The organism is Streptomyces sp. DSM 40750 (assembly GCF_024612035.1).
GTDB lineage: Bacteria > Actinomycetota > Actinomycetes > Streptomycetales > Streptomycetaceae > Streptomyces.
This window is the reverse complement of record NZ_CP102513.1, coordinates 1,134,270-1,157,799: the sequence shown is the minus strand read 5'-3', so window position 1 is coordinate 1,157,799 and position 23,530 is coordinate 1,134,270. Positions and strand designations below refer to the sequence as shown.

Here is a 23,530-nt window from a genome sequence, read left to right as displayed (position 1 = left end):
CGTCGCGGCCCGTCCCTAGCGGGCGACGTAGCCGCCGTCGACGGGGAGGGCGACGCCGACGACGAAGCTGGCTCCGGGGCTGCACAGCCACAGAACGGCGTGGGCGATTTCCTCGGCGGTGCCGAGTCGGTTGATGGGCTGGTTGGCCTCAGCCTCGTCGCGGTCGAGTTCTCCCTTGGCGATCATGTCGCTGACCATGGGGGTGTCGATGGTGCCGGGGCAGACGGCGTTGATGCGGATGCCGCGCGGGACGTATTCGAGGGCGGCGCTGGTGGTCAGGCCGATGACTCCGTGCTTGGAGGCGTGGTAGGAGGCGCGGCCGGGGAGGCCGACGAGGCCGCCGAGGGAGGAGCAGTTGACGATGGTGCCGCTGCCCTGGGTGCGCATGTGGCGCAGTTCGTGCTTCATGCAGGCCCACACGCCACGGAGGTTGACGGCGTTGACGCGGTCGAAGCGTTCGGCGGGTTCGTCGGCTGCGTCGCTGGGCGGGATCTGGATGCCGGCGTTGTTGTAGGCCATGTCGAGGCGGCCGAAGGTCTCGACCGTGCGGTCGACCGCGGCAGCGACCTGGTCCTCGTCGCTGACGTCGCAGGTGACGGCGAGGACGTGGTGGCCCGCGTCGGCGAGCTCCTTCGCGGCGGCGTGGAGAGCGGCTTCGTCGATGTCGGTGAGGGCGATGGCGGCCCCGGACTCGGCGAACGCGCGGGCGGTCGCCAGGCCCATACCGGCGCCAGCCCCGGTGACGAGGGCCACCTGGCCGGTGAAGTCGTAGGCGGGATTCACGTCGTGCTCTCCCATCGTGGGTGATCTGTGATTTTGGAGTTCCCCGTTCCATTCATGCAGGGGGCTTGCTTGCTTTGTGCGCTGGGCCGCGTCAGCGATGTGCGGCGGCCAGAGCTGGGGTCAGCGATGCGACGGTGTCTGTGCCGGCTCGTCATCCAGCGCGTGGGCCGGGGCAGCAGGGTGCTGGGCCACGATGCGGCTCCTGCCGGAGGTGCCGCGGACGGCGAGGGCGATGAGCGGGAGCAGGGTTAGGGCGGCGATGACCGTGCCGACCAGGGGCGGGCCGGTCACGCCGAGGGAGGAGTCCAGGGCCGCGCCCGCGATGAAGGATCCGCCGGCGACGCCGACGTTGAAGGCGGAGGTGGTCAGCGCGGACGTCAGGGTCGGGGCGTCACCGGCGAAGCGCATGGCGAGCGCCGTGACGACGGGGTTCACCGCGAAGCCGGTCAGGCCCATGAGGAAGACCAGGACGGTGGCCGTGACCGCGTTGGTGGACAGGGGGATCAGCAGGAGCAGGACCAGGGCGGTGGCCGCGGCGGCGGTGAGGGTGGTGGCCATCGGACGGCGCTCACCCAGACGGCCTCCGGTGGTGGTGCCACCCAGCGCGCCGAGGCCGAAGGCGATGAGGACGAACGGGACGGCGCCCGCCGGGATCCCGGCGCGGTCGGTCAGCAGCGGGGTGACGTAGCTGTAGGTCGCCAGGACACCGCCCATGATCAGCATGGCGGCGTTCAGCGCCAGCCAGAGTCGGCCCTGGCGCAGGGCGCCGAACTCGGCGCGCAGCGAGACGTTCGCGCGATGTTCCTGGGTGGGGATGAAGCGGCCGATGAAGACGGCGGCGAGCGCGGAGAGAGCGGCCAGGGCCCAGAACGGGCCGCGCCAGCCGACGAACTGGCCGGCGAAGGACCCGATGGGCACGCCGACGACGTTGGCCAGGGTCAGCCCACCGATCATGACGCCGGTCGCGCGGGTGGCCCTCTGCGGGCCCGCGGCGGCGGTGGCGACGACGAAACCGACGGACCAGAACGCTCCGGTGGCCAGCGCGGTGACGACGCGGGCGGCGAGGACGACGGTGAAGGAGCTGCTGAGGGCAGCCACCACGTGACCGAGGCTGAAGACGGACAGGGCCAGAATCAGCGTCTGACGCTGGGGCAGGCGCAAGGTTGCCATCGCCATGGTCGGCGCCCCGATGATCATGCCGAGGGCGAAGGCGGTGATCAGCAGCCCGGCCTGGGAGGTGCTCACACCGAGGCCGGTGGACAGTTCGGGCAGCAGCCCGGCGATGACGAACTCGGTGGTGCCCATCAGGAACGTACCTGCGGCCAGCACCCACACGACGAAGGGGAGCTTGCCGGGGATGGTCCCGGATGTGGAAGGCATACGGGTGGACTCTCCTCGAGCGGAATGGCGAAGTGGCGGATCGGAATGCGGTCGGGCCACGGGGACGGGAAGGCCGCCGGAGCGGACGGCGGCCACCTGTTTCACGGTTCCATGGCCGAAGGAAGACGAAAAGGGGGGAATGTTCTCCCCCTCTAGGTCGCTGTCCGCCTGCTTGCGGTGGCTGTCGGCCGAGTCAGGGGGCGGCTTCGACAGTGATGTGTTCGGCGTTGGCGAGCCGTTGGTTGTCGCTGTTGTCGACGTGGCCGAGGATGATCAGGTCGGCGGACGCGGAGTCGCCGTCGCGGTAGAACAGGGCCATGTTGCCCCAGGGTGCGTAGTAGGTCAGGTCGCCGGCCTTCGGTGCTGCCGGGTCCGGGGCGCCGGAGGTGTTCAGCTTGCGCGGCAGATAAGCGATCCGCTCCGTCTGGTGGAAGTCCTCCAGATCGAGGCTGAGGGGGAGGAGGGAGGCGAAGTCGCGGGCTACGGCGTTGTCGTTCAGGGTGGCGTCGACCGGTCGGCCGTCGATGGTGACCTGGATGTTCATGGCGGTGTTCCTGCCGGACGATGGGGTGGATGCCGGACGGGTCGATGACTGTTGCCGTCCGGAGGGGGACGACGCGGAGGAGGTGGTGGGCGAGTTGTCGGTGCAGGCGGTGACGGCAAGCAGCAGGGCTGCGGCTGCGGCGCCACGGGCTGCCAGGGTGGGGAGGGTGGTCGGCATCACGGGGCGTCCAGGGGTTCAGTCGGGCAGGGGCTCGGAGTAGTGGCGGAAGCCGTCGCGCTCGGTGTGGATGCTGTACAGGCGTCGGGCCAGGGCGTCGGGGCTGCTGTGTTCGGCGTCGGGCCGGATGGCGCCGGGGACGATCAGCTGGGCGGCGTGGATGTTCTGCGGGGCGAGGGTGTCGTGGAGCATGCGGGCGTAGGCGCTTTCGGCGGCGAAGGCGATGGAGGTGCCGGCGACGTTCGGGTTGGGGCGTACGGCGCTGGAGCCGTTGACGAACAGCAGGGTGCCGCGGCCGAGTTCGCGCATGCCGGGCAGGACGGCGTTCACCGCGGTGACCGGTCCCTTGACGGAGAAGGCGAGCGGGGCGTCGAGGTCGTCGGCGCGCGTGTCCAGGACCGGTTTCATGAAGTCGGCGCGAGGCACGGGGCTGTACTGGAGGATCTCGACGGTTCCCAGCGCGGTACTGGCCGCGTACAGGGCCGCAGTCAAGGACTCGATGTCGAGGACGTCGGCGGCGAAGCCGCGGGCTTCGATGCCGTCGCGCGCCAGCTCGGCCGTGAGGTCGTCCAAATGCTGGGTGTTGCGGGCGATGAGAGCGACGCTGTGGCCGGCGGTTCCGAAGCGGCGGGCCGTGGCGAGCCCGAGGCCGGGTCCGGCGCCGATGAGAGCGAAAGTGGTCACGGTGAGTCCTTGGTGGAGAGGGGCAGCGCTGGGGCCGTGCTTCGGATGCCCGGCCCCAGCGCCGAGACGGGTTGCGGTCAGGGCTTCAGGAGGGCCTTGATGGCGCGGCGCTCGTCCATCGCCTTGTAGCCCTCGGCGACCTGGTCCAGGGGCAGGGTGAGGTCGAAGACCTTGCCCGGGTTGATCCGGCCGGTCAGGACCCGGTCGATCAGGTCGGGCAGGTAGCGGCGCACCGGGGCGGGGCCGCCCCGCAGGCCGACCTGGGAGAAGAACAGCTCCTGGCCCTCGACCGCAACGTCGTGCGGGACGCCGACGAAGCCCACGTTGCCGCCGGGGCGGGCGGAGTGCAGGGCCTGCCGCATGGACTCGGGGGTACCGACACACTCCAGAACGGAGTCGGCGCCGATACCGCCGGTGAGATCCTTGACGCGGGCGATGCCGTCATCGCCGCGCTCGGTGACGATATCCGTGGCGCCGAACTCGAGGGCGAGCTTCTGCCGGGACTCATGGCGGCTCATCGCGATGATCCGCTCCGCCCCGAGCTCCTTCGCGGCGATGACACCGCACAGGCCGACCGCTCCGTCGCCGACGACCACGGCAGTGGAGCCGGGCTTCACCTCGGCGGCGAGGGCGGCGTACCAGCCGGTGCCCATCACATCCGAGACGGCCAGGAGACCAGGCACGAACGCGGCGTCCGGGTGCTCGTCGGTGGCCACGAGCGTGCCGTGGGCATTGGGGATGCGCACGTAGTCGGCCTGGCAGGTGCTCATGAACTCGCGGTTCAGGCAGGAGGACTGCCAGCCGTTACGGCAGTTCGCACAGGTGTTGTCCGAGGTGGCGAACGATCCCACGACGAACTGGCCCGGCTTGACGTTGGTGACCTCGTTGCCGACTTCCTCGACGATGCCGACGTACTCGTGCCCCATCGGATGGGGCTCGTCCACCGGCTCCGCACCGCGGTAGGGCCACAGGTCCGAGCCGCACACACAGCTGGCGACCGTGCGGATGACGGCGTCGGTCGGTCGGCTGATCTTCGGGTCGTCCAGGGTCTCGAAGCGCACGTCGCCGGGGGCGTGAATGACTGCTCCGCGCATGATGGGTGCTTCCTTCGGTACGAGGGTCTGGAACCGCAGCCGGAATCTGGGACGACTGCTCGAAATCGAGCCTCACACGCGAGGGCGGCCGCGAAAAGCGGAGGAATCTATCCGGGGAGAGGAACATCCAGGGAGAAAATTCTCCCCCCTTCCCCAGGTGCGATCGATGTAATGCTGGGAAGCATGACCAGCAATGTCGCCCCAAATGAAATGGGAGAATTCCTCAAGAAGCGCCGCTCACAGCTGAGCCCGCCCACGGTCGGACTCCCGTCGCCCAGCCGACCCCGCCGGGTCGAAGGACTGCGCCGTGAGGAGGTCGCCCAGCTCGCTTCCATTAGCACGGACTATTACACCCGGCTCGAGCAGGGCCGTATGCAGGCGTCCGCTCCCGTGCTGGACACCATCGCCCGTGTCCTCCACCTGGACGACGACGAACGGGACTATCTCTTCCAGCTCGCTGGCAAGACCACCGTGCGCACGCGCCGCCGTGGCGTGCAGAAGGTCCAGCCGCAACTGCAGCGGGTGCTGGAAAGCCTCACCTCCGTCCCAGCGATGATCCAAGGGAGGCGCGGTGACATTCTGGCGTGGAACGCGCTGGCTGCCGCGCTGGTCACTGACTTCTCCCGTGTTCCGGAGAAGCACCGCAACTACCCGCGGCTCATCTTCACCGATCCGGCGATGCGCAGCCTGTACGCCGACTGGGAGGGCTCGGCGCGGATCGCCGTGGCGCAGCTGCGGATGGAAGCGGCGAAGTATCCCGAGGATCCCCGTCTGATCGAGCTGGTCGGTGAACTGTCCATGCGCGACCAGCGGTTCGCCCAGTGGTGGGGCGACCACCGCGTGGCCGCCCGCTCCGTGGGCACCAAGACCCTGATCCATCCGGTCGTGGGGGAGGTCACCCTCGACTGCGACACCCTCACCGCCAGCACCGACCTCGATCAATACATGACGGTCTGGACCGCTGCCCCGGGCTCCCCCGCGCACGATCAGCTGCGCATCCTCGCCTCGTGGGCCAGCGACCAGAACCTGCCGACCTCGTCAGGATGGGAAGCATGACCAGCAAAGTTCCTCTCAATGAGCTGGGTGAGTTCCTCAAGAAGCGCCGTTCGGAACTGAGCCCACGCACGGTCGGGCTGCCCGAGACGGGCGGGCCCCGCCGGGTGGACGGGCTGCGCCGTGAGGAGGTCGCCCACCTCGCCTCGATCAGCACGGACTACTACACGCGTCTTGAGCAGGGCCGTATGCAGGCGTCCGCTCCTGTGCTGGACGTCCTCGCCCGCGTACTGCACCTGGACGACGACGAGCGGGGTTATCTGTTCCAGCTCGCGGGCAAGACCACCACCCGCACCCGGCGTCACGGCAGGCAGAAGGTACAGCCCCAGCTGCAACGCGTGCTCGACGACCTCACCGCCACCCCGGCCATCGTGCAGGGGCGACGCGGGGACATCCTGGCGTGGAACGCACTGGCGGCAGCCCTGGTCACCGACTTCTCCCGCATTCCGGAGAAGCACCGCAACTACCCGCGGCTCATCTTCACCGATCCGGCGCTGCGCAGCCTGTACGCCGACTGGGAGGGCTCGGCACGGATCGCCGTGGCGCAGGTGCGGATGGAGGCGGCGAAGTATCCCGATGATCCCCGTCTCATCGAGCTGGTCGGTGAGCTCTCCACGCGGGACAAGCAGTTCGCCCAGTGGTGGGGCGATCACAGGGTCGCTGCCCGCACGGTGGGCACCAAGACTCTCAACCATCCGGTCGTCGGCGAACTCGTTTTGGACTGGGACACCCTCACCGCCAACACTGACCCCGACCAGCATCTGACCGTCTGGACCGCCGCCCCCGGCTCTCCCACCCAGGAGCGGCTGCGCATCCTCGCCTCGTGGGCCGCCGACCAGAACCTGGCGCCCTCGTCTTCCCTCCGCTGACCGGTGCCGCGCGCGACCTGCTGCTCACGTGTGGGACGAGCCGAGGGCCGCGTCAGCCAATGTCCTGAGTGCCGCAGTTGGCCGGCTGGTCTGCGACCGCTTGGGGCTGAGGCGGGGGCGTCTCGGTGCGGGTGGCGCGCATCAGCGCGAGTACGGTCAGCGGTACGAGGGTGAGGGCGACCGCCAGCGTGCCGACCAGCGGGGGCCCTGCTGGCCCCAGTGGTGAGGCCAGGGCGATGCCCGCCGTCCAGGAGCCGATGGCGATGCCCACGTTGGGCGCCGAGCCGCTGAGGCCGGAGACGAGGTTGGGCGCGGAGCTGGAGAAACGCAGGGCCAGCGCGCCGAGCACCGGGGTCGCGGCGAAGCCGGTCATTCCCATGAGGGTCACCAGGACGACGGCAGCCACGGGGTTCGGGGAGAGCAAGGTCAACAACAGCAGGACCAGCGTGGTCGTGGCAGCGGAGGTGATGAGCGTGGCAAGGGGGCGACGATCGCCCAGGCGCCCGCCGACCGTGGTGCCCAGCAGGGCACCCAGGCCGTAGCCGGTCAGAACCATGGGCACGGCTCCATGGGGGATGCCGGCCCGTTCGGTGAGCAGTGGCGAGATGTAGGTGTACGTCGCCAGGACACCGCCCATCAGCAACGTCATGGCACTCAGCGTCAGCCAGACCCGGACATCCCGCAGCGCGGCGAACTCCGCCCGGACGGAAGGCGCTTCGCATCGCTCGTCGGCAGGGATGTGCCGGCCGATGACCGCCGCCGCGCCGGCCGACAGCGCGGCCAGCACCCAGAACGGCCCGCGCCAGCCCGACAGCTGCCCCAGCCACGCGCCCAGAGGTACGCCGGCCACGGTGGCCACGGTCAGACCTCCCAGGAGCATGCCCAGGGCCCGTGACGTCGCTGCCGGTCCCGCCGCGGTCGTGGCCACGATCGCGCCGACGCACCAGAAGGTCCCGGTAGCCAGCGCGGTCACCACGCGGGCCGCGAGCACAAGAGCGAAGGACGAGCTGAGCGCGGCGACCAGGTGGCCGAGGGCGAAGACGACGAGGGCGAGGATCAGCGTGGAGCGCCGCGGCAGGCGCAACGTCGCTATAGCCATCACCGGTGCCCCGACGATCATGCCTGCAGCGAACGCCGTGATCAGCAGACCTGCCTGAGAGACGCTGACATGCAGATCGTCGGCGATCTCGGGCAGCAGGCCCGCGATGACGAATTCGGTGGTGCCCATGAGGAATGTTCCGGCGGACAGCACCAGGACGACGAAGGGCAGTTTGTGGGGTGGGCCGTCGGTCGTGGGTGACATTCGGTCGCATTCTCTTTTCAGGGCGATGTGTGACCGCTGCGAGGTGGGGACGCCGTAGAGCATCGCACCGCACGGGCGTTCTGTGAGGGGGAGTAATTTCTCCCTGCTTCGTGGCGGACCAGGGAGTGGTCTCCCTTTTCCGCAGCTGCCGCTTCACGGGATGAGGAACTCACCTGTTCCGGCACAGACGTGGCAGCGGTGCGCCGGCCACTCAGGTATTGGGGGGCCAGAGACCAGCGGCACAGCCTGCGCTTTGGGGCTGTGCCCGTTTCCATGGCGCCTTGTCGGCCGTCGGCCAGGATCTGCCGCCTCTTCCCTCAGCTGGCCGTGGTCGGACTTCAGTGGGGGTAGCGGCCGGTGGATCGGTCCGGTCGCCTGGGACAGGGGCAGCCCCGTGATTCGGTCGGTGTGGGCGATGATCTCCGCAGGGATGGAGAGGGCCGTCTCCTCGGCGGTGTGGGCCCCGAGGCCGACCGATCGGGGAGTACAGGCGGGGAGTTGGTCCTCGGCAACGTCGGCCTTGCTCAGCAGGCGGAGGCGTTCGTCGTGGGTGCGCCGGGAACCCATCGCGCCGACATAGCCCACCGGCAGGTCGAGGGCGAGCTGCATCAGCGGGATCTCGAATCTGGCGTCGTGGGTGAGGACGCAGACGGCGGTGCGAGAGTCCACGGCCGGGCTTCACGCTCTGCATGTCCACCGCTGACGAAGCCCAACGCTGCGACCGAGCGCACAGCGGGCGTCGTCACCCGACAGGTCCTGGAACCACCCCCGAGATCCGTTGGCTGAGCGGTACAAGCGGCCTGGGCCGCAGGGAACATCCCCGCCAGACGCCGATGATGCGAGGATCTAAAAAAGCATGCGTGCTTGATTTTTGTTTTCTCGGCTGGCACGCTCACATCACACTGGCCGGGGAGCGATGACCAGCCGCACCGGATCAGTTCCCGCCTTGCGTATGCCGGTGTTCCCGGGAAGGGACGCGGAGAGGAAAGCCCATGGAACTCGCCACCACCCTTGAGTACGCCGAAAACAACCCCCGAAAGGCCGTCGACGAGATCGTGCGGCTGGAGAAGGCCGGACTCGACGCCGTCTGGGTGGCCGAGGCATACGGTTTCGACTCGCCGACCACCATGGGCTACCTCGCCGCACGCACCGAGCGCGTGAAGATCGGCTCGTACATCATCAACGTGTACTCGCGCACGCCCGCGCTGATCGCCCAGACTGCCGCCGGACTCGACGCCGTGTCCGGGGGGCGTGCTCTGCTCGGGCTCGGCGCATCCGGTCCGCAGGTCGTCGAGGGCTGGCACGGCCGGCCGTACGACAAGCCGCTCGGCCGCACCCGCGAGACCGTCGAACTGTGCCGCCGGATATGGCGACGTGACGTGATCGACCACCACGGCATCGTCGACATGCCACTGCCGCCCGAGAAGGGCGGCAAGCTCGGCAAACCCCTGAAGTTCCTCAACCACCCGGTCCGCCGCGAGATACCGATCCACGTCGCAGCCCTCGGCCCGGCCAACGTCCGCATGACCGCGGAGATCGCCGACGGCTGGCTGCCGCATCTCTTCATCCCCGAGAAGGCCCGCCAGGTCTGGGGAAGCGCACTCACCGAGGGACTGGCACGACGGCCCGCGGAACTTGGGAACCTTCAGATCGTCGCGGGCAGCCTCCTCGCCGTCGGCGAGGACGCGGCAGCCGCCCGCGACCTGCTCCGCCCGATGATCGCCCTCTACCTCGGCGGCATGGGCGCCAAAGGCAAGAACTTCTACAACGACCTGGCCCACGCCTACGGTTACGAGGAAGCCGCCCAAAATATCCAGAACCTCTACCTGTCCGGGAAGAAGAGGGAGGCGGAAGCGGCTGTTCCCGACGAGCTGACCGAACTTGTGTCGCTGTGCGGTCCCGAAAGTTATGTACGCGAGCGCATCGAGGCGTTCCGCGCCGCCGGTGTCACCCAGTTGAACGTCCGGGTGGTTGACCCTGACCCCGCCCGCCTCGTGGAGAAGGTCAAGGGCTGGCTCTGACGGGCTGCTCAGTACTGCCTCGAAAACTGTACAACCGGGCCGGCACCCTTACTGGGCTTCCCCAGCACTGGGACGCTTCCCCACCAGATGTCTGGAACTTAAGCACACGAGGCGCAATGCCGTTCGAGTCGTGGAGCAACGCAGTGTGCACAGAGCTTCCATGACGATGCTCGACTTGGAAAGCAACCTGCCTCGGATCGTCATGCCTTCGTGCAGCTGCCGTGTCCCCCCCCCGAGCTGGACCATCGCTTGGCACACCTGGTCGGGGGTCAAGGTGGCTCGGGCAGCCTGTCCGCGCATACGGCGTGGCACCAGGTGGAGGTGGCGGCGCCACGCCAAGGGGACGATGCCGCGAGATGCTTCGGTGATCCGGCCGTGGGACCAGACGGCAAAGGCCAGGCCCGTTGGAGGACAGGCTCGCTGGAAGAGCGGTGGCACTCTCGCGATTCGGCATGGGCTCATCGCGCCCACGCGGCGGAGCCGCGCATAAGCACAGCTCCGCGCCGCTCACGGGTGCGGACCTTGCCAAGGCCGCTCAGGGCCTTTCTTCCCCGATCGGGTCGGCTCCGAGTGGCACTGCCTGCCTCATATGGGCACGCGGCACACATCTCGTCACAGCGGAGGGCGCGCCCTCGTCAAGAAGAGGAGAGAAGGTTTCGTGGATCACGATCACGCTGCTGGAAGAGGGCGCACGATACGGGTCGGCAACTGCTCGGGCTTCTACGGAGACCGGCTGTCCGCGATGCGGGAGATGCTGGAATCCGGCCCGCTCGACTATCTGACGGGTGACTACCTATCCGAGCTGACCATGCTCATCCTAGGCAAGGACCGTCGCAAGGATCCCTCGCTGGGTTACGCGAGAACCTTCCTGCGCCAGCTCACCGACTGCCTTGCTCTCGCCCGCGAGAGGAGGGTGCGCATCGTGGTGAACGCCGGCGGGCTCAACCCGTCCGGTTTGGCCGCAGCGGTGCGCACCCTGGCCCGGGAGCAGTCCGTCGAAATCGACGTGGCGCATGTCGAGGGCGATGACCTGCTCGGCGCTGCCGAGGAGCGCGGTTGGAAGGGCGTGCTGACGGCCAACGCCTACCTCGGGGCATTCGGAATCGCCGAGGCGCTGCGGGCCGGCGCCGACATCGTCGTCACCGGACGGGTCACCGACGCCGCCCTGACGCTCGGCCCGGCGATTGCCGAATTCGGCTGGGGTCGTGAGGACTTCGACCTGCTCGCCGCCGGTGTCGTGACCGGGCATGTGCTCGAATGCGGCGCGCAGACAACGGGTGGGAACTATGCCGGCTTCACCGCCCTTGACACCTCGGGGCCGCTCGGGTTCCCGCTGGCCGAGATCTGCGAGGACGGCACCGCCGTCATCACCAAGCATCCCGGCAGCGGCGGCGCGGTGACGGTGGACACTGTCACCGCCCAACTCGTCTACGAGGTCGGTGGCGCGCTGTATGCCAACCCGGACGTCACCGTCTGGCTCGACACCGTGGCGCTGGAGCAGGCGGGCGAAAACCGGGTGAGGGTCACAGGAGTGCGGGGGCAGGCTCCACCGCCCGCCTCGAAGGTCGCTCTCAACCGCCTCGGCGGATACCGCAACAGCGTCGAATTCGTACTCACGGGGCTCGAGATCGAGCAGAAGGCGGCCTGGGTACGCCGTCAGATGCAGCAGGCACTCGCGGTCCGGGCGCCCCAGCAGGTCACGTGGGATCTCGTGCGCACGGACAGACCCGATGCCGCGACCCAGTCCGAGGCGTCCGCGCTGCTGCGCTGCCACGTCAAGGACCCGGACGCCGCCGTTGCCGGCCGCTCCTTCAGCAGCGCCGCAGTCGAGCTCGCTCTCGCTTCGTACCCGGGATTCCACGTCACCGCCCCACCCGGGCCCGCGACCCCGTACGGAGTCTTCGACGCCGGGTACGTGCCGCAGGGGGACGTACCGCACACCGTGGTCCTGCACGACGGTCGCCGGATCGACGTACCCGCTCAATCGGTGACCGCGCCGATCACCGTCGAAGGGTCGCTGCACCATACCGACCGGGGGAGCGAGGAAACCGGCCCGCGGTCCGCGGCGCCGGCGATTTGGGGGCCGATCACGCAAACGCCCCTCGGGAGGCTGCTGTTCGCGCGCTCTGGTGACAAGGGTGGCAGTGCGAACGTCGGTGTCTGGGTTCCTGCCGGGCATCCGCAGCGCGAGGACGTCTTCGCCTGGCTGACCGGCTGGCTCGATGCTGATGCGGTCAGGCAGCTGCTGCCGGAGGCGGCGGTCCTCGACGTCACGGTGCACCCTCTGCCGAACCTGTCGGCGCTCAACATCGTTATCGACGGCCTGCTCGGTGAAGGAGTCGCCTCCTCCACGCGCTTCGATCCCCAGGCCAAAGCGGTCGGCGAGTGGCTCCGCTCCCGCAACGCGCCGATCCCTCAAGGGTTCTTGGCATGAACCTCCTCCGTGAGCTGCTGATGGCTCTGGCCCGTGTACGTACCCCGGTCCACGCCGGTGGATGGCTGGCCGCACGCCCGCACCACCCCGGTCCGCAGGGCGCAGACGACATGACCGGGCTCGACGAGCTGTTGGCCGTGCTTCGCGTGGAGGGTGACCGGCCTAGGGCGCCGCAGTTGCGCGGACGCCCGAGGGCACGGTGGCGTACAGCCACCGCAGCCCAGATCCATTGGGGCCCGGTCGACTCCTCTAAGTGCATCACCGGACCAGCCTTCGACTTCACAGGCGTGGTCACTCTGCGCATCCACCGCGACGACACCGCGCTGAGAGCTGTCGGCTCGGACGCCGAAGTGTGGCTGGCGATCGCGCAAGCCTTCGCCGGCCCGCCTGGAGAGGGACGTCGCCCATCAGCGACGGCTCTGGGAAGGTCCGCAGCCCCGCTCCGGGAGCGCTGATGCGCCCACACTCCACGACCTCATATGCCGAATGTCCCACGACGTCACCCGCCACTCACCAGGACGACACCATGAGGACCACGATCGACCCTGCCTCGGTGGCCTACGCCACCAACCGTGAAGCGATGCTGGAACGCGTCGCCGACCTCACCGAACAGCACGCCCGGGCGCTCGCCGGAGGCGGAGCCAAGAACGTCGAACGACACCACCGCAGGGGGAAGCTCACCGCTCGCGAACGCATTGAGCTGCTCCTTGATCCGGACGCGCCGTTCCTCGAGCTGAGCACGCTGGCCGGCTGGGATTCGGACTTCGCCGTCGGCGGCTCACTCGTCACCGGCATCGGCGCGGTCGAGGGCGTCGAATGCATGATCGTCGCCCACGATCCGACGGTGCGCGGCGGATCCAGCAATCCGGTCTCTTTGAAAAAGAGCTTCCGGGCCGCGCAGATCGCCGCGGAGAACCGGCTGCCGATGATCAACCTCGTCGAGTCCGGAGGTGCCGACCTGCCTACGCAGAAGGACATCTTCATTCCTGGCGGCCGGAGCTTCCGCAACCTCACCGAGGCCAGCGCAGATCGCCGCCCCACCATCGCGCTCGTCTTCGGAAACTCCACCGCCGGCGGAGCCTACGTGCCCGGCATGAGCGATTACGTCGTGATGGTCGCAGGCGGAGCGAAGGTCTTCCTCGGCGGGCCGCCGCTGGTGAAGATGGCCACCGGCGAGGAGTCCGACGACGAGTCGCTGGGCGGAGCCGAGATGCACGCCCGTACTTCCGGACTGGCGGACTACCTCGCCGCCGACGAGCACGACGCCATCCGGCTGGGTCGGCAGATCGTGCGACGCCTCAACTGGCGCAAGGCCGGACCCGCTCCCCGGATCGGCTACGCCGACCCGCTGTTCGACCCCGAAGAGCTGCTCGGGATCGTCCCGACCGACCTGAAGATCCCCTTCGACCCGCGTGAAGTGATCGCACGGATCGTCGACGGCAGCGCATTCGACGAGTTCAAGCCTCTCTACGGCACGAGCCTGGTCACCGGCTGGGCCCAGCTGCACGGCTACCCCGTCGGAATCCTCGCCAACGCCCAGGGCGTGCTGTTCAGCAAGGAAGCGCAGAAGGCGGGCCAGTTCATCCAGCTCGCCAACCAGACCGACACTCCGCTGCTGTTCCTGCACAACACCACCGGCTACATGGTCGGCAAGGAGTACGAGCAGGGCGGGATCATCAAGCACGGCGCCCAGATGATCAACGCCGTCTCCAACTCGCGGGTCCCGCACCTGTCGGTCGTCATGGGCGCGTCCTACGGCGCCGGCCACTACGGCATGAGCGGCCGCGCCTACGACCCGCGATTCATGTTCACCTGGGTCGGCGCGAAGTCCGCGGTCATGGGACCGGCGCAGCTCGCCGGCGTCGTGTCCATCGTCTCCCGTCAGGCCGCGGCAGCCAAGGGCCTGCCCTTCGACGAGCAGGCCGACGCCAAGATGCGCGCGGTGATCGAGGAGCAGATCGAAAAGGAGTCACTGGCCTACTTCACCTCCGGGATGCTCTACGACGACGGCGTCATCGACCCGCGCGACACCCGCACCGTCCTCGGTATCTGCCTGTCCGCCATCCACTCCGCGCCGGTCGAGGGCGCCCAGGGCTACGGGGTGTTCCGCCTGTGACCCGCACATCAGCGGCACCCGCCGCACGCCATGTCGCCGAGGCGCCACCGCCCCGAGGAAGAGTTCTGATGATCCGCAAGATCCTGGTCGCGAACCGAGGAGAGATCGCACGACGGGTGTTCCGTACTTGCCGGGACCTCGGCATCGCGACGGTGGCTGTCCACTCCGACGCCGACGTCCACGCACCGTTCGTGCGCGGGGCCGACTTCGCCGTGCGGCTGCCCGGTGACGCGCCCTCGGAGACCTACCTGCGTGGCGATTTGATCATCGCGGCCGCGCGGCTCGCCGGTGCGGACGCCGTCCACCCCGGCTACGGGTTCCTGTCCGAGAACGCGGACTTCGCCCGGGCCGTCGAGGCAGCCGGACTGACCTGGATCGGTCCGACACCGGAATCGATCGAGGCCATGGGCAGCAAGATCCGCGCCAAGCAGATCATGGCCGAGGCCGGGGTTCCCATCCTCGACGTCGGTATCGAGGCCGTCACGCACGCGGATCTGCCGCTGCTGGTCAAGGCATCCGCAGGCGGCGGCGGTCGGGGCATGCGCGTCGTGGAATCGCTGGACCAGTTGGACGGCGAACTCGCCAAGGCCGAAGCGGAGGCCCGGTCCGCGTTCGGCGACGGCACCGTGTTCGTCGAGCCCTATCTGCCCATGGCCCGCCATGTCGAGGTCCAGGTGCTCAGCGACGCCCACGGCACCACGTGGATCGTGGGCGACCGTGACTGCTCCATCCAGCGCCGCCACCAGAAGGTCATCGAAGAAGCACCTGCCCCCAACCTGTCGGACACGGCCCGGGAGACGTTGCACAGCGCCGCCCGTGCGGCCGCGGAGGCCGTCGGCTACCGGGGAGCCGGCACGGTGGAGTTCCTCGTTGACGGCGATCGTGTCTTCTTCCTGGAGATGAACACGCGTCTTCAGGTCGAGCACCCGGTCACCGAATGCGTGACCGGCCTGGATCTGGTGGCCCACCAGATCGCCGTAGCGGAGGGCCGCCCGCTCGAGGGTGGGCCGCCCGCTCCCTCGGGCCACGCCATAGAGGTCCGACTGTATGCCGAGGACCCGGCCGACGGCTTCGCCCCGCAGACCGGCCGCATCCGGGCCTTCGACCTCGGCGGCACGGCCTTCGGCATCCCTCGCGCCCCGGCCCTGCGCGTGGACTCCGGTGTCGAGGCCGGCAGTGAGGTCGGGATCCACTACGACGCCATGCTCGCCAAGGTCATTGCCTACGCCGCCGACCGCCCCTCGGCGATCCGCATGCTCGACGACGCGCTGCGCCGCGGCAGGATCCACGGCGTCACCACCAACACCGACCTGCTACGCGCCGCTCTCAACGACGACGAGTTCACCGCAGGCCGGATGCACACCTCGCTCCTCGACCAGCGCATCGACGACTGGACAGCAGGCGTCGGCGCACGCGCCGTGCACAAGGCGGCACTGGCAGCGGCAGTCTGCGAAGCGGCCCGGGCAGCCGCCTTCGCACCTGTACTGGCGCGCATCCCCGCTGCCTGGCGCAACGTTCCCAGCGGCCCCCGGGTGCGCACCTATCGGCGAGGCCGGACCGAATACGCGGTCACGTACACCTCTCAGGGGCAGCGCCTCGTCTCCGACTACATCGAGAACGTCTCCGTGCTCGACGCCCGCGGCGATTACGTCCTGCTCCAGGACGGCGGTCTGCGCGAGACCTACCACGTCGCGGTCGACGACGGCGTCGTCGATGTCAGCGGCCCGCACGGCGCGTTCGCTCTGGACATCGTTCCCGTCTTCGTGGACCCAGCCGAAGCAGTGGCCCAAGGATCCCTGCTCGCCCCCATGCCGGCCACCGTCATCGCCGTGGCCGTCGAAGTCGGCGCCCAGATCAACAAGGGCGACCCCGTCGTGCTGTTGGAGGCCATGAAGATGCAGCACACCGTTGCCGCGCCGGCCCCCGGCATCGTCACCGCGCTAGAAGTGAGCGTCGGGCAGCAGGTCACGGCAGGTGCCGTGCTCGCGATCATCGAGGAGAAGGAAGCATGAGCACATTCATGGAGTCGGACGAGCGTCGCGCGCTGCGCGCGGCGGTCAGCGACCTGGGCCAGAAATACGGTGCGTCGTACTTCTACGACACGGCCCGCGAGGGTCGGAAGACCACGGAACTGTGGAACGAGGCGGCGGCACTCGGCTACCTCGGTGTGTGCGTCCCGCAGGAGTACGGCGGAGGCGGAGGCGACATCGGTGACCTCGCCGCTGTTCTGGAAGAACTCGCCACCGCAGGTTGCCCCCTGATGCTCTTGGTGGTCTCGCCCGCCATCGTCGGCACGATCATCGCCGAGTTCGGGACCGATGAACAGAAGCAGCACTGGCTGCCCGGCATCGCCGACGGAACCGCCAAATACGCCTTCGGCATCACCGAACCGGACGCCGGGTCCAACTCGCACAACATCACCACGCACGCACGCCGCGACGGAACCGACTGGGTCCTCAACGGCAGGAAGACCTTCATCAGCGGCGTAGACGAGGCCAGCCACGTGCTGATCGTCGGCCGCACCGAGGACAGGACGGGCAGGCTCAAGCCCGCCCTGTTCATGGTGCCGACCGACGCCGACGGGTTCACCCGGCACGAGATCAGCATGGGCCTGACCTCTCCGGAGAAGCAGTTCACCTTGTTCCTGGACGACGTCCGGCTGCCCGGAGACGCACTCGTGGGCAAGGAGAACGCCGGCCTCGAACAGCTCTTCGCCGGCCTGAACCCCGAGCGGATCATGGTGGCCTCCTCCGCCATCGGCACCGCCAGATGGGCGCTGGGCAGGGCTGTCGAGTACGCCCGCGAGCGAGAGGTGTGGGCCACCCCGATCGGGTCCCACCAAGCCATCGCGCACCCCCTTGCCAGGATCCACATCGAGATCGAGGCCGCACGACTGCTGACGCAGAAAGCCGCGGCCCTGCTCGCCTCCGGCGATCTGCTCGCTGCGGGCGAAGCCGCCAACATGGCCAAGTACGCCGCGGGCGAAGCCGCCTGCGCTGCCGTCGACCAGGCGATCCAGACCCACGGCGGCAACGGTCTGGCCGAAGAGTACGGACTGGTCCAAGCCCTCGCCACCTCCCGGCTGTCCCGCGTCGCGCCCGTAAGCCGGGAGATGGTGCTGAACTTCATCGCCCAGTCCTCCCTCGGCCTGCCCCGCTCCTACTGACCCGCCCGACACCGCGAATGGACACCATGCCCAGCGAACTCGTCCATCTGGAACTCTCCGACCACGTCGCCACCGTCACCCTCGACAGCCCGCACAACCGCAACGCCCTCAGCCGCGAACTCGTCCGGCAACTGGGTGAGCGGCTCTCAACGGCCGAAGCCGACCCCGATACACGAGTCGTCCTGTTGCGCTCCGCACACCCCGTCTTCTGCGCCGGCGCTGACCTCACGGAGGCCGTGTCCGGCACCGGGGCGGACGGGCCACGGCAGCTCGTCGCCCTGCAGGCTCAGATCGCGAAGATGGCCAAACCCGTAGTGGTCGAACTCCGCGGCCCCGTCAGAGCCGGAGGGCTCGGCATCGTCGGAGCTGCGGACATCGTCCTGGCGGCCGAAACCGTCACCTTCGCCCTCACCGAGGTCCGCCTTGGCCTCGCCCCCGCGGTCATTTCCCTCAGCCTGCTCGAACGCCTCTCGCCGCGCGCGGCCGCCGATGTATTCCTCTCAGCCAGGACGTTCGGAGCGGCGGAAGCGGCTGACATGGGCCTGATCACACGGGCCGTACCGGATGCGGAACTCGCCTCCGCCGTGGACGACACCCTCAACGCGATCGTGAAGGGGAACATCCAGGGCCTCTCGGAGACCAAACAACTCCTCAACGGCGACCTCTTGGAGCGCATCGAACGGGATGGTGAATACGCAGCTCGGCGATCCGCCGAACTGTTCGACAGCGAGGAGGCGCGCGCAGCGATGAAAGCGTTCCTGACCCGCACCCGGCCATAGCTGATTCCCTCGTTCGGCTTCCGTAGATCGGTCTGTAGAGACTCCGCAGACGCCGACGAGGACGAGGTACACCCACTGTTGCGGTCCTCTACTGGCCGCTTGGTGGAGGGCGTGCGGCGTGGTAAACGCAGCACGGCCATTCCCCGGCAACCGGCACATGGCCCGAACTCACGCGCCCCAAGGCATCCGCGACACCACGCTCAGATCCACACCTCCCTCGTGGCACAGGACTGCCTGCCCGCGGAGCACTGGGTGGATGCCGAGTACGTCACCGCCACGGACTGGTACCCCGCATCGACTCCAAGGGCAGCAAGCTCTCGGGTGGTGGGGCGCTGTGGCCTGCGTAGATCCCGCTATCGGGGTGGGCGAAGACCATCCTTCAGCACCATCTCACTGCGACAGCGATCAACCTCGCCCGCATCGACGCCCACCTCACCGACACACCTCGAGTCCGCATCCGCACCAGCCACTTCGCAGCGCCTTTGCCCCGTCGAGCGTCAGCTCGACGGGGCAAAGCAGAGGCCGAATCAACCAACGGCGTCCTGATGTGGGTGTGGCCCTTTTGTCTTTGTGGGTGTGTGGGTTAGGGGTGGTCCATCGCGGTGCGGGAGGCGTTGGCGAGATCGGTGGGGACTTTGGTGTGTGTTTGGCAGTCGGCGTTGGCGCCGGCGGTTTTGGGTGTGTCGGGGTAGGCGCAGATGGTTCGCTGGACGTTTGCGGTTGTGTCGTTCTGGTTGAAGGAGTTGGGGGCTTCTCCGTGTTCGGTCCAGGTTTGGAGGGCGTCGAGGAGCTGGGACATGGCGGGGGTTGAGCCGGTGAGGGTTGGGGGTTCGTGGCCGACGTTGGGGAAGTAGAAGGTCCGCACGAAGGAGCGGGTGTTCTGGACGCCGTATCGGTCGAAGAGGCGTTGTTGGTAGTTGTAGGAGCCGAAGGGCACGATGAGGGGGTCGTTGGTGGGGACGTAGTAGAGGATTTTGCCCTTGTTGTGGCGGACGTCGGTCAGGTCGGTGCTGTCGGTCGAGGCGGTTCCTGCGAACTTGCGGTAGGCGGCTTCGAAGGTCTGGGGGAAGTTGTTGGTGGTGAGGTGGGAGCGCCAGTCGTAGGTGGCGTCCTGCTTGAGCCAGTGGCGGAGCCAGGTGTCGATCATCGGGCTCATGTCGTTGCCGCCGGGCAGGAGTGTGGAGAAGGAGGTTCCGCGGGTGATGCCACCCCACAGGCGGTTGCCGTGCGCGTCGCGGGGTCCGTCCCAGATGAGGTAGACGGCCTTGGCCTCCTGAGGGGTCAGGCCCTTGACGTTTCGGGCGTCGAAGGTGCAGCGGCGGGGTTCAGCGATGACACCGTCTTTCACGCCGTCCTGGGTGTCGCAGGCGGTGACGGCGGCGGCGTTGGCGGCGTCACTTTTGGCAGGTGCCAGGCCTTTTGCGCCGAGCAGTTCGTTGGTGACGATGGCGGGCCAGGCCTGCGCGACGGGGAAGCGGTTCCAGTTGATGGCGGGGAAGCCGATGAGGAAGCCGTCGTAGAGGTCGCCGTGTTTCTGGGCCATCTGCCAGCCCTGCCGGCCGCCGGTTGATGCGCCGACCCAGTAGTTCTTGCGGGCGTCTTCGCCGTAGTAGGTCTTGGTGAGTTTGAGGGCCCAGGTGGTCTGGGCGTGCTCGCTGCGGTCGATGAAGTCCTTGACCTGGGAGGTCAGTAGTTTGCCGCGTGGGTCGAGGACGAAGCCGCCGCCGATCAGGCCGCAGTCCGGCTGGGCGTTGGTCAGGCCGGTTTTGGGGTTGGTGGTGTTGCACCAGGCCTGGTTGTGGCCGGTGTCGGTGTTGGAGCCGACTTCGCCGCGCTGCAGTGGGAAGGAGAGGTCGGAGATGATGCCCTGGTAGCCGCCGCCGCCGATGTTGAGGACGCGTCCGTTCCAGGCGCCCGACTCGGTTCCACCCTTGCCGCCGTCGGCGTCGTTGAGGGGGAGAACGACCCGGATGTTGATCGCGCGCTCCGGTACCAGGTCTACCTGGCAGTGGGCGGGAACGTCCGGTGTTGCGGAGACGACCTTGGACGTCGCCGACTTGACCTCATGCTTCTTCACCAGACCGGAAGCGAGATCGGAACACGCAGCGCTCCGTACGGCACTCGCTGTCGCCCCGTCGGGCGTGACCAGCGTCCAGAGGGAGACCGACGCCGCGGCCAGGGCGCCGCTGGCCAGGAGCCAGCGAGACCGCTTGCTCCTGTGGGATCGAGGATGTGTGGGTTGCTGCATCAAAGGCCCTTCTGAAGAGACCCCAGCAAATGACGGCATCTCAGCCGTCACAGGCGTGGGATGGAACATCATTGGCACTCTCGTCACGGCAGCGGGAATGCTCTTCCGAAGTGGCGGTGACGGGCACCAGACGGCGCTGTCGAGGTGATGCAAGCCAGCCTGTGAAGTCTGCGCGGCCAGTCCCCGTTGCATTGTTTGGGCTGGGAGGGGTGAGTCAGGAGCCGTGGAGGTAGTGCCGGTGATTGGGATTCCCAGGCCCGGGCCTCCCGCCGATGGCCTGCCAGCGGACACCGGCGGCCGACTGCGGCATCACGCAGCCCGCCAGTGGTAGACGCTTCCTTCCGTTAGCCGGTGCCGTCAGGACTGGCGACAGCGCCTTCCCTCAGATCATCAACGTCAGGGGCAAAAAGTCTTACCGGGTCCCGAAGGCCACGAACCCGAACCGGGCTCTTCAATGAAGGTGCTTGTGCTAGTCGAGCTGCGGCCCGGGGTCCACGCGAACGCACTCCAGGCCGCAGCCGGGGATCACGCGAGGTTCTTGGTGAAGAACTCCGACAGCTTGTCGAACGGGATCAGATTCGTCCTGTCGTAGAGGTCCACATGGCCGGCGTTCGGGACCACGTGGAACTCCTTGGGCTCCGCCGCCAGTTCATAGGCGTCCTCGCTGAAGTAGCGTGAGTGAGCGTGCTCTCCCACGACGAACAGGATGGGTCGTGGCGAGACCGTGTTGATGTGGTCGAGCAGCGGGAAGTTCATGAACGACATCATGCTCGTCATCGTGAACTGGGTGATCGAGTTGGGGTGGTAGCCCCGTGGGGTGGAGTAGAACTCGCCGAACTCGCGGCCGATGGGGTCGGTGGTGTCGTCGAACCCGATCGGCGCTCCACGCGGGGTCAGTGCGGGGGCATAGCCCTCGAAGTCCGCGTATCGCTGTTGTGCGATCGCGTCGAGCATGCCGTTTCGCGCCTCGTCGGTGAGCGAGTCCTGCCAACCCTTCGAGGCAGCCCGGGAGATGTCGTACATGACGACGGTGGCGACCGCCTTGAGGCGCCGGTCGACCTGTGCGGCGCTGAGCAGAAATCCGCCGCTGCCGCACATGCCGATCCCGCCGATGCGCTCCCGGTCGACGAAGGGACGTGTGCCGAGGTAGTCCACCGCTGCGCTGAAGTCCTCGACGAAGAGCTCAGGGGAGGAGAGGTGACGCGGCTCGCCGCCGCTGTAGCCGTTGTGCGACGGGTCGAACGTGAGGGCCACGAATCCGCGCAGGGCCAGATTCTGGGCGTAGATGCCGGGACCCTGCTCCTTGACGCCACCGTACGGTGCGCCGATGACGATCGCCGGGTGCCCGCGGGACTCGTCGAAGCCCTTGGGCCGGTAGAGGTCTGCCGCGATGGTGATCCCGAACCTGTTCTGGTACGACACCGATGTGCGCGTGACGTTCTCGTCCAGGTCGAAGATGTAGTTGTCCGGCACTGCCATCGTTCTTGTCCTTCCTTCTGCGCGTATAGCCGTGGGGGCGCTGCTGGCGGACTCCGTGGGCCGGTGTGCTGTGTCGGCCGTGTCGCCAAGTGCTCATAGCCGTGTGCGCGCCACACCGTCCAGGTAACCGGCTCTCCGTGTTCGCAGGGAGTCTCTGACAAGGGGTGTACTGGCAGTACATCCCTGCCAGTCGAAGTCGGGCGTACCGTGCAGTAGTGGACCATCGTGAAGAGATCCGCGAGTTTCTGATCTCGCGGCGAGCCAAGATCACACCTCAGCAGGCAGGGCTGCCCGCCGGTAGCAAGCGCCGCGTTCCCGGGCTGCGTCGCAGTGAGGTCGCAGCGCTGGCCGACGTCAGCGTCGAGTACTACGCCAAGGTGGAGCGCGGCAACCTCGCCGGCGTGTCCCCGGGCGTGCTCGAAGCAATCGCCCGTGCGCTCCAGCTCGACGACGCCGAACGCGCGCACCTGCTCCACCTGGCCCAGACAGCTGACGGCACTGACACCCTCGCCAGGCCCCGCCGCCGGGCCCCCGCGCAGTGGACCGCGCACCCGAGCCTGCAGTGGACCCTGGACGCCATCACCGCAGGGCCCGCCTTCGTTGGCAACGGCCGTATGGACCTGCTCGCCATGAACCACCTCGCCCGCGCCTTCTACTGCGATCTGCCCACCGCCGGACAGCGGCCACCGAACCTCGCCCGGTACGCCTTCCTCGACCCCGCCGCGCAGCGCTTCTACGCGGACTGGGAGCAGATCGCCGACCAGACCGTCGCCATCCTGCGCGTCCAGGCCGGCCGCGACCCCCACAACCGGGACCTTCACGACCTGGTCGGCGAACTGTCCACCCGCAGCGACGCATTCCGCACCCGCTGGGCCGGCCACAACGTCCGCCTGCACGGCACCGGAGCGAAGCGGTACCACCATCCGGTCGTCGGCGACCTCACCCTCTCCTGGGAGGGCCTGGAAATGATCGCCGCACCCGGCCTCGCCCTCACCATCTACACCGCCGAGCCGGGCTCACCCTCCGAGGAAGGGCTGCGTCTGCTCTCCTCTTGGAGCGCCATCCAGAAAACCGCCTCTTCTACGCCACCGCCCACGGCAGGCTGACGCGCTGCCCCGGCCGACGCCCGGGGCTCGATGCAGGTGCAGCGGCCACAGCTCGTCGCGATGCCTCGGCTTGCCGTGGGCTGACGTTGCTTCGCATCCTGAATACAGGATTCCGTGAGCTGTGGAACGTTCCGGGGAGGGAATGCAGCTCGGTCTGGACACCTGACTGGATCAGACGACGGGTGTAGCTCACGCCCGGCCTTGGGTCAAGACCCGTCCTTTCCGATATATCCCAGCCTCTTGGCCGTACGGTAGCCAAGCCCGAAGGTTCCACCGAATGCGCTCACGCCAGCC

18 protein-coding genes and 1 pseudogene are annotated in these 23,530 nt (G+C 68.3%); 10 read left to right on the top strand and 9 right to left on the bottom strand.

The window, feature by feature from the left end; translation table 11 throughout:
• Positions 1-15: 15 nt before the first annotated feature.
• From JIX55_RS05405 to JIX55_RS05385, 5 genes are all read right to left on the bottom strand, one after another.
• A complete protein-coding gene (locus JIX55_RS05405; protein WP_257569223.1) occupies positions 16-783 on the bottom strand; it encodes an SDR family NAD(P)-dependent oxidoreductase in 768 nt (255 codons plus the stop codon).
• A 120-nt stretch (positions 784-903) separates the two neighbouring features.
• Entirely contained in the window at positions 904-2,163 is a 1,260-nt protein-coding gene (locus JIX55_RS05400) for an MFS transporter (protein ID WP_257562073.1), read from the bottom strand.
• Between the two features lie 193 nt (positions 2,164-2,356).
• Positions 2,357-2,884 carry a cyclophilin-like fold protein gene (locus tag JIX55_RS05395; protein ID WP_257562072.1) on the bottom strand — a complete coding sequence of 176 codons (528 nt, stop codon included), beginning with the start codon at positions 2,882-2,884 and terminating at the stop codon, positions 2,357-2,359.
• An 18-nt stretch (positions 2,885-2,902) separates the two neighbouring features.
• Entirely contained in the window at positions 2,903-3,568 is a 666-nt protein-coding gene (locus tag JIX55_RS05390; protein ID WP_257562071.1) for an SDR family NAD(P)-dependent oxidoreductase, read from the bottom strand.
• Positions 3,569-3,645: 77 nt separating this feature from the next.
• Positions 3,646-4,662, bottom strand: a complete 1,017-nt coding sequence (locus tag JIX55_RS05385; protein WP_257562070.1) for a zinc-dependent alcohol dehydrogenase family protein — start codon at positions 4,660-4,662, stop codon at positions 3,646-3,648.
• A gap of 171 nt (positions 4,663-4,833) precedes the next feature.
• Between JIX55_RS05385 and JIX55_RS05380 the strand changes: the two genes are divergently transcribed.
• Together JIX55_RS05380 and JIX55_RS05375 are read left to right on the top strand one after the other, a co-directional pair.
• Positions 4,834-5,718 (top strand): helix-turn-helix domain-containing protein, encoded by an 885-nt coding sequence (locus tag JIX55_RS05380; protein ID WP_257562069.1) that lies wholly within the window; start codon positions 4,834-4,836, stop codon positions 5,716-5,718.
• A complete protein-coding gene (locus JIX55_RS05375) occupies positions 5,715-6,584 on the top strand; it encodes a helix-turn-helix domain-containing protein (RefSeq protein ID WP_257562068.1) in 870 nt (289 codons plus the stop codon). Before JIX55_RS05380 ends, JIX55_RS05375 begins: the two co-directional genes overlap by 4 nt.
• Before the next feature lie 52 nt (positions 6,585-6,636).
• On the opposite strand, the gene JIX55_RS05370 is transcribed toward JIX55_RS05375, so the two are convergent.
• A complete protein-coding gene (locus JIX55_RS05370; protein ID WP_257562067.1) occupies positions 6,637-7,887 on the bottom strand; it encodes an MFS transporter in 1,251 nt (416 codons plus the stop codon).
• Positions 7,888-8,040: 153 nt separating this feature from the next.
• The gene (locus tag JIX55_RS50825; protein ID WP_306819984.1) at positions 8,041-8,556 is read right to left on the bottom strand and encodes an XdhC family protein; all 516 of its coding nucleotides are present in this window, start codon (positions 8,554-8,556) and stop codon (positions 8,041-8,043) included.
• A gap of 323 nt (positions 8,557-8,879) precedes the next feature.
• Here JIX55_RS50825 and JIX55_RS05360 point away from each other — a divergent pair, with 323 nt between their 5' ends.
• From JIX55_RS05360 to JIX55_RS05325, 7 genes and pseudogenes are all read left to right on the top strand, one after another.
• Entirely contained in the window at positions 8,880-9,908 is a 1,029-nt protein-coding gene (locus tag JIX55_RS05360; protein ID WP_257562066.1) for an LLM class F420-dependent oxidoreductase, read from the top strand.
• A gap of 742 nt (positions 9,909-10,650) precedes the next feature.
• Positions 10,651-12,342: an acyclic terpene utilization AtuA family protein gene (locus JIX55_RS05355; protein ID WP_443046696.1), complete on the top strand. Its 1,692-nt coding sequence runs from the start codon at positions 10,651-10,653 to the stop codon at positions 12,340-12,342.
• 526 nt (positions 12,343-12,868) lie between these two features.
• Entirely contained in the window at positions 12,869-14,458 is a 1,590-nt protein-coding gene (locus tag JIX55_RS05345; protein WP_257562064.1) for an acyl-CoA carboxylase subunit beta, read from the top strand.
• A 68-nt stretch (positions 14,459-14,526) separates the two neighbouring features.
• Positions 14,527-16,470, top strand: a complete 1,944-nt coding sequence (locus JIX55_RS05340) for an acetyl/propionyl/methylcrotonyl-CoA carboxylase subunit alpha (protein WP_257562063.1) — start codon at positions 14,527-14,529, stop codon at positions 16,468-16,470.
• Complete coding sequence (locus JIX55_RS05335; RefSeq protein WP_257562062.1) at positions 16,467-17,624, top strand: acyl-CoA dehydrogenase family protein; 1,158 nt, start codon at positions 16,467-16,469, stop codon at positions 17,622-17,624. The genes JIX55_RS05340 and JIX55_RS05335 overlap by 4 nt, the downstream gene beginning before the upstream one ends.
• 26 nt (positions 17,625-17,650) lie before the next feature.
• Positions 17,651-18,403 (top strand): enoyl-CoA hydratase-related protein, encoded by a 753-nt coding sequence (locus JIX55_RS05330; protein ID WP_257562061.1) that lies wholly within the window; start codon positions 17,651-17,653, stop codon positions 18,401-18,403.
• 315 nt (positions 18,404-18,718) lie between these two features.
• Positions 18,719-18,949: pseudogene (locus JIX55_RS05325) on the top strand (IS5/IS1182 family transposase); the annotation flags it as partial.
• A gap of 37 nt (positions 18,950-18,986) precedes the next feature.
• On the opposite strand, the gene JIX55_RS05320 reads toward JIX55_RS05325, so the two are convergent.
• Entirely contained in the window at positions 18,987-20,480 is a 1,494-nt protein-coding gene (locus JIX55_RS05320; protein ID WP_257562059.1) for a tannase/feruloyl esterase family alpha/beta hydrolase, read from the bottom strand.
• Positions 20,481-21,176: 696 nt separating this feature from the next.
• Positions 21,177-22,130, bottom strand: a complete 954-nt coding sequence (locus JIX55_RS05315) for an alpha/beta hydrolase (protein WP_257562058.1) — start codon at positions 22,128-22,130, stop codon at positions 21,177-21,179.
• 215 nt (positions 22,131-22,345) lie between these two features.
• Between JIX55_RS05315 and JIX55_RS05310 the strand changes: the two genes are divergently transcribed.
• Positions 22,346-23,236: a helix-turn-helix transcriptional regulator gene (locus JIX55_RS05310; protein ID WP_257562057.1), complete on the top strand. Its 891-nt coding sequence runs from the start codon at positions 22,346-22,348 to the stop codon at positions 23,234-23,236.
• Positions 23,237-23,530 lie beyond the last annotated feature (294 nt).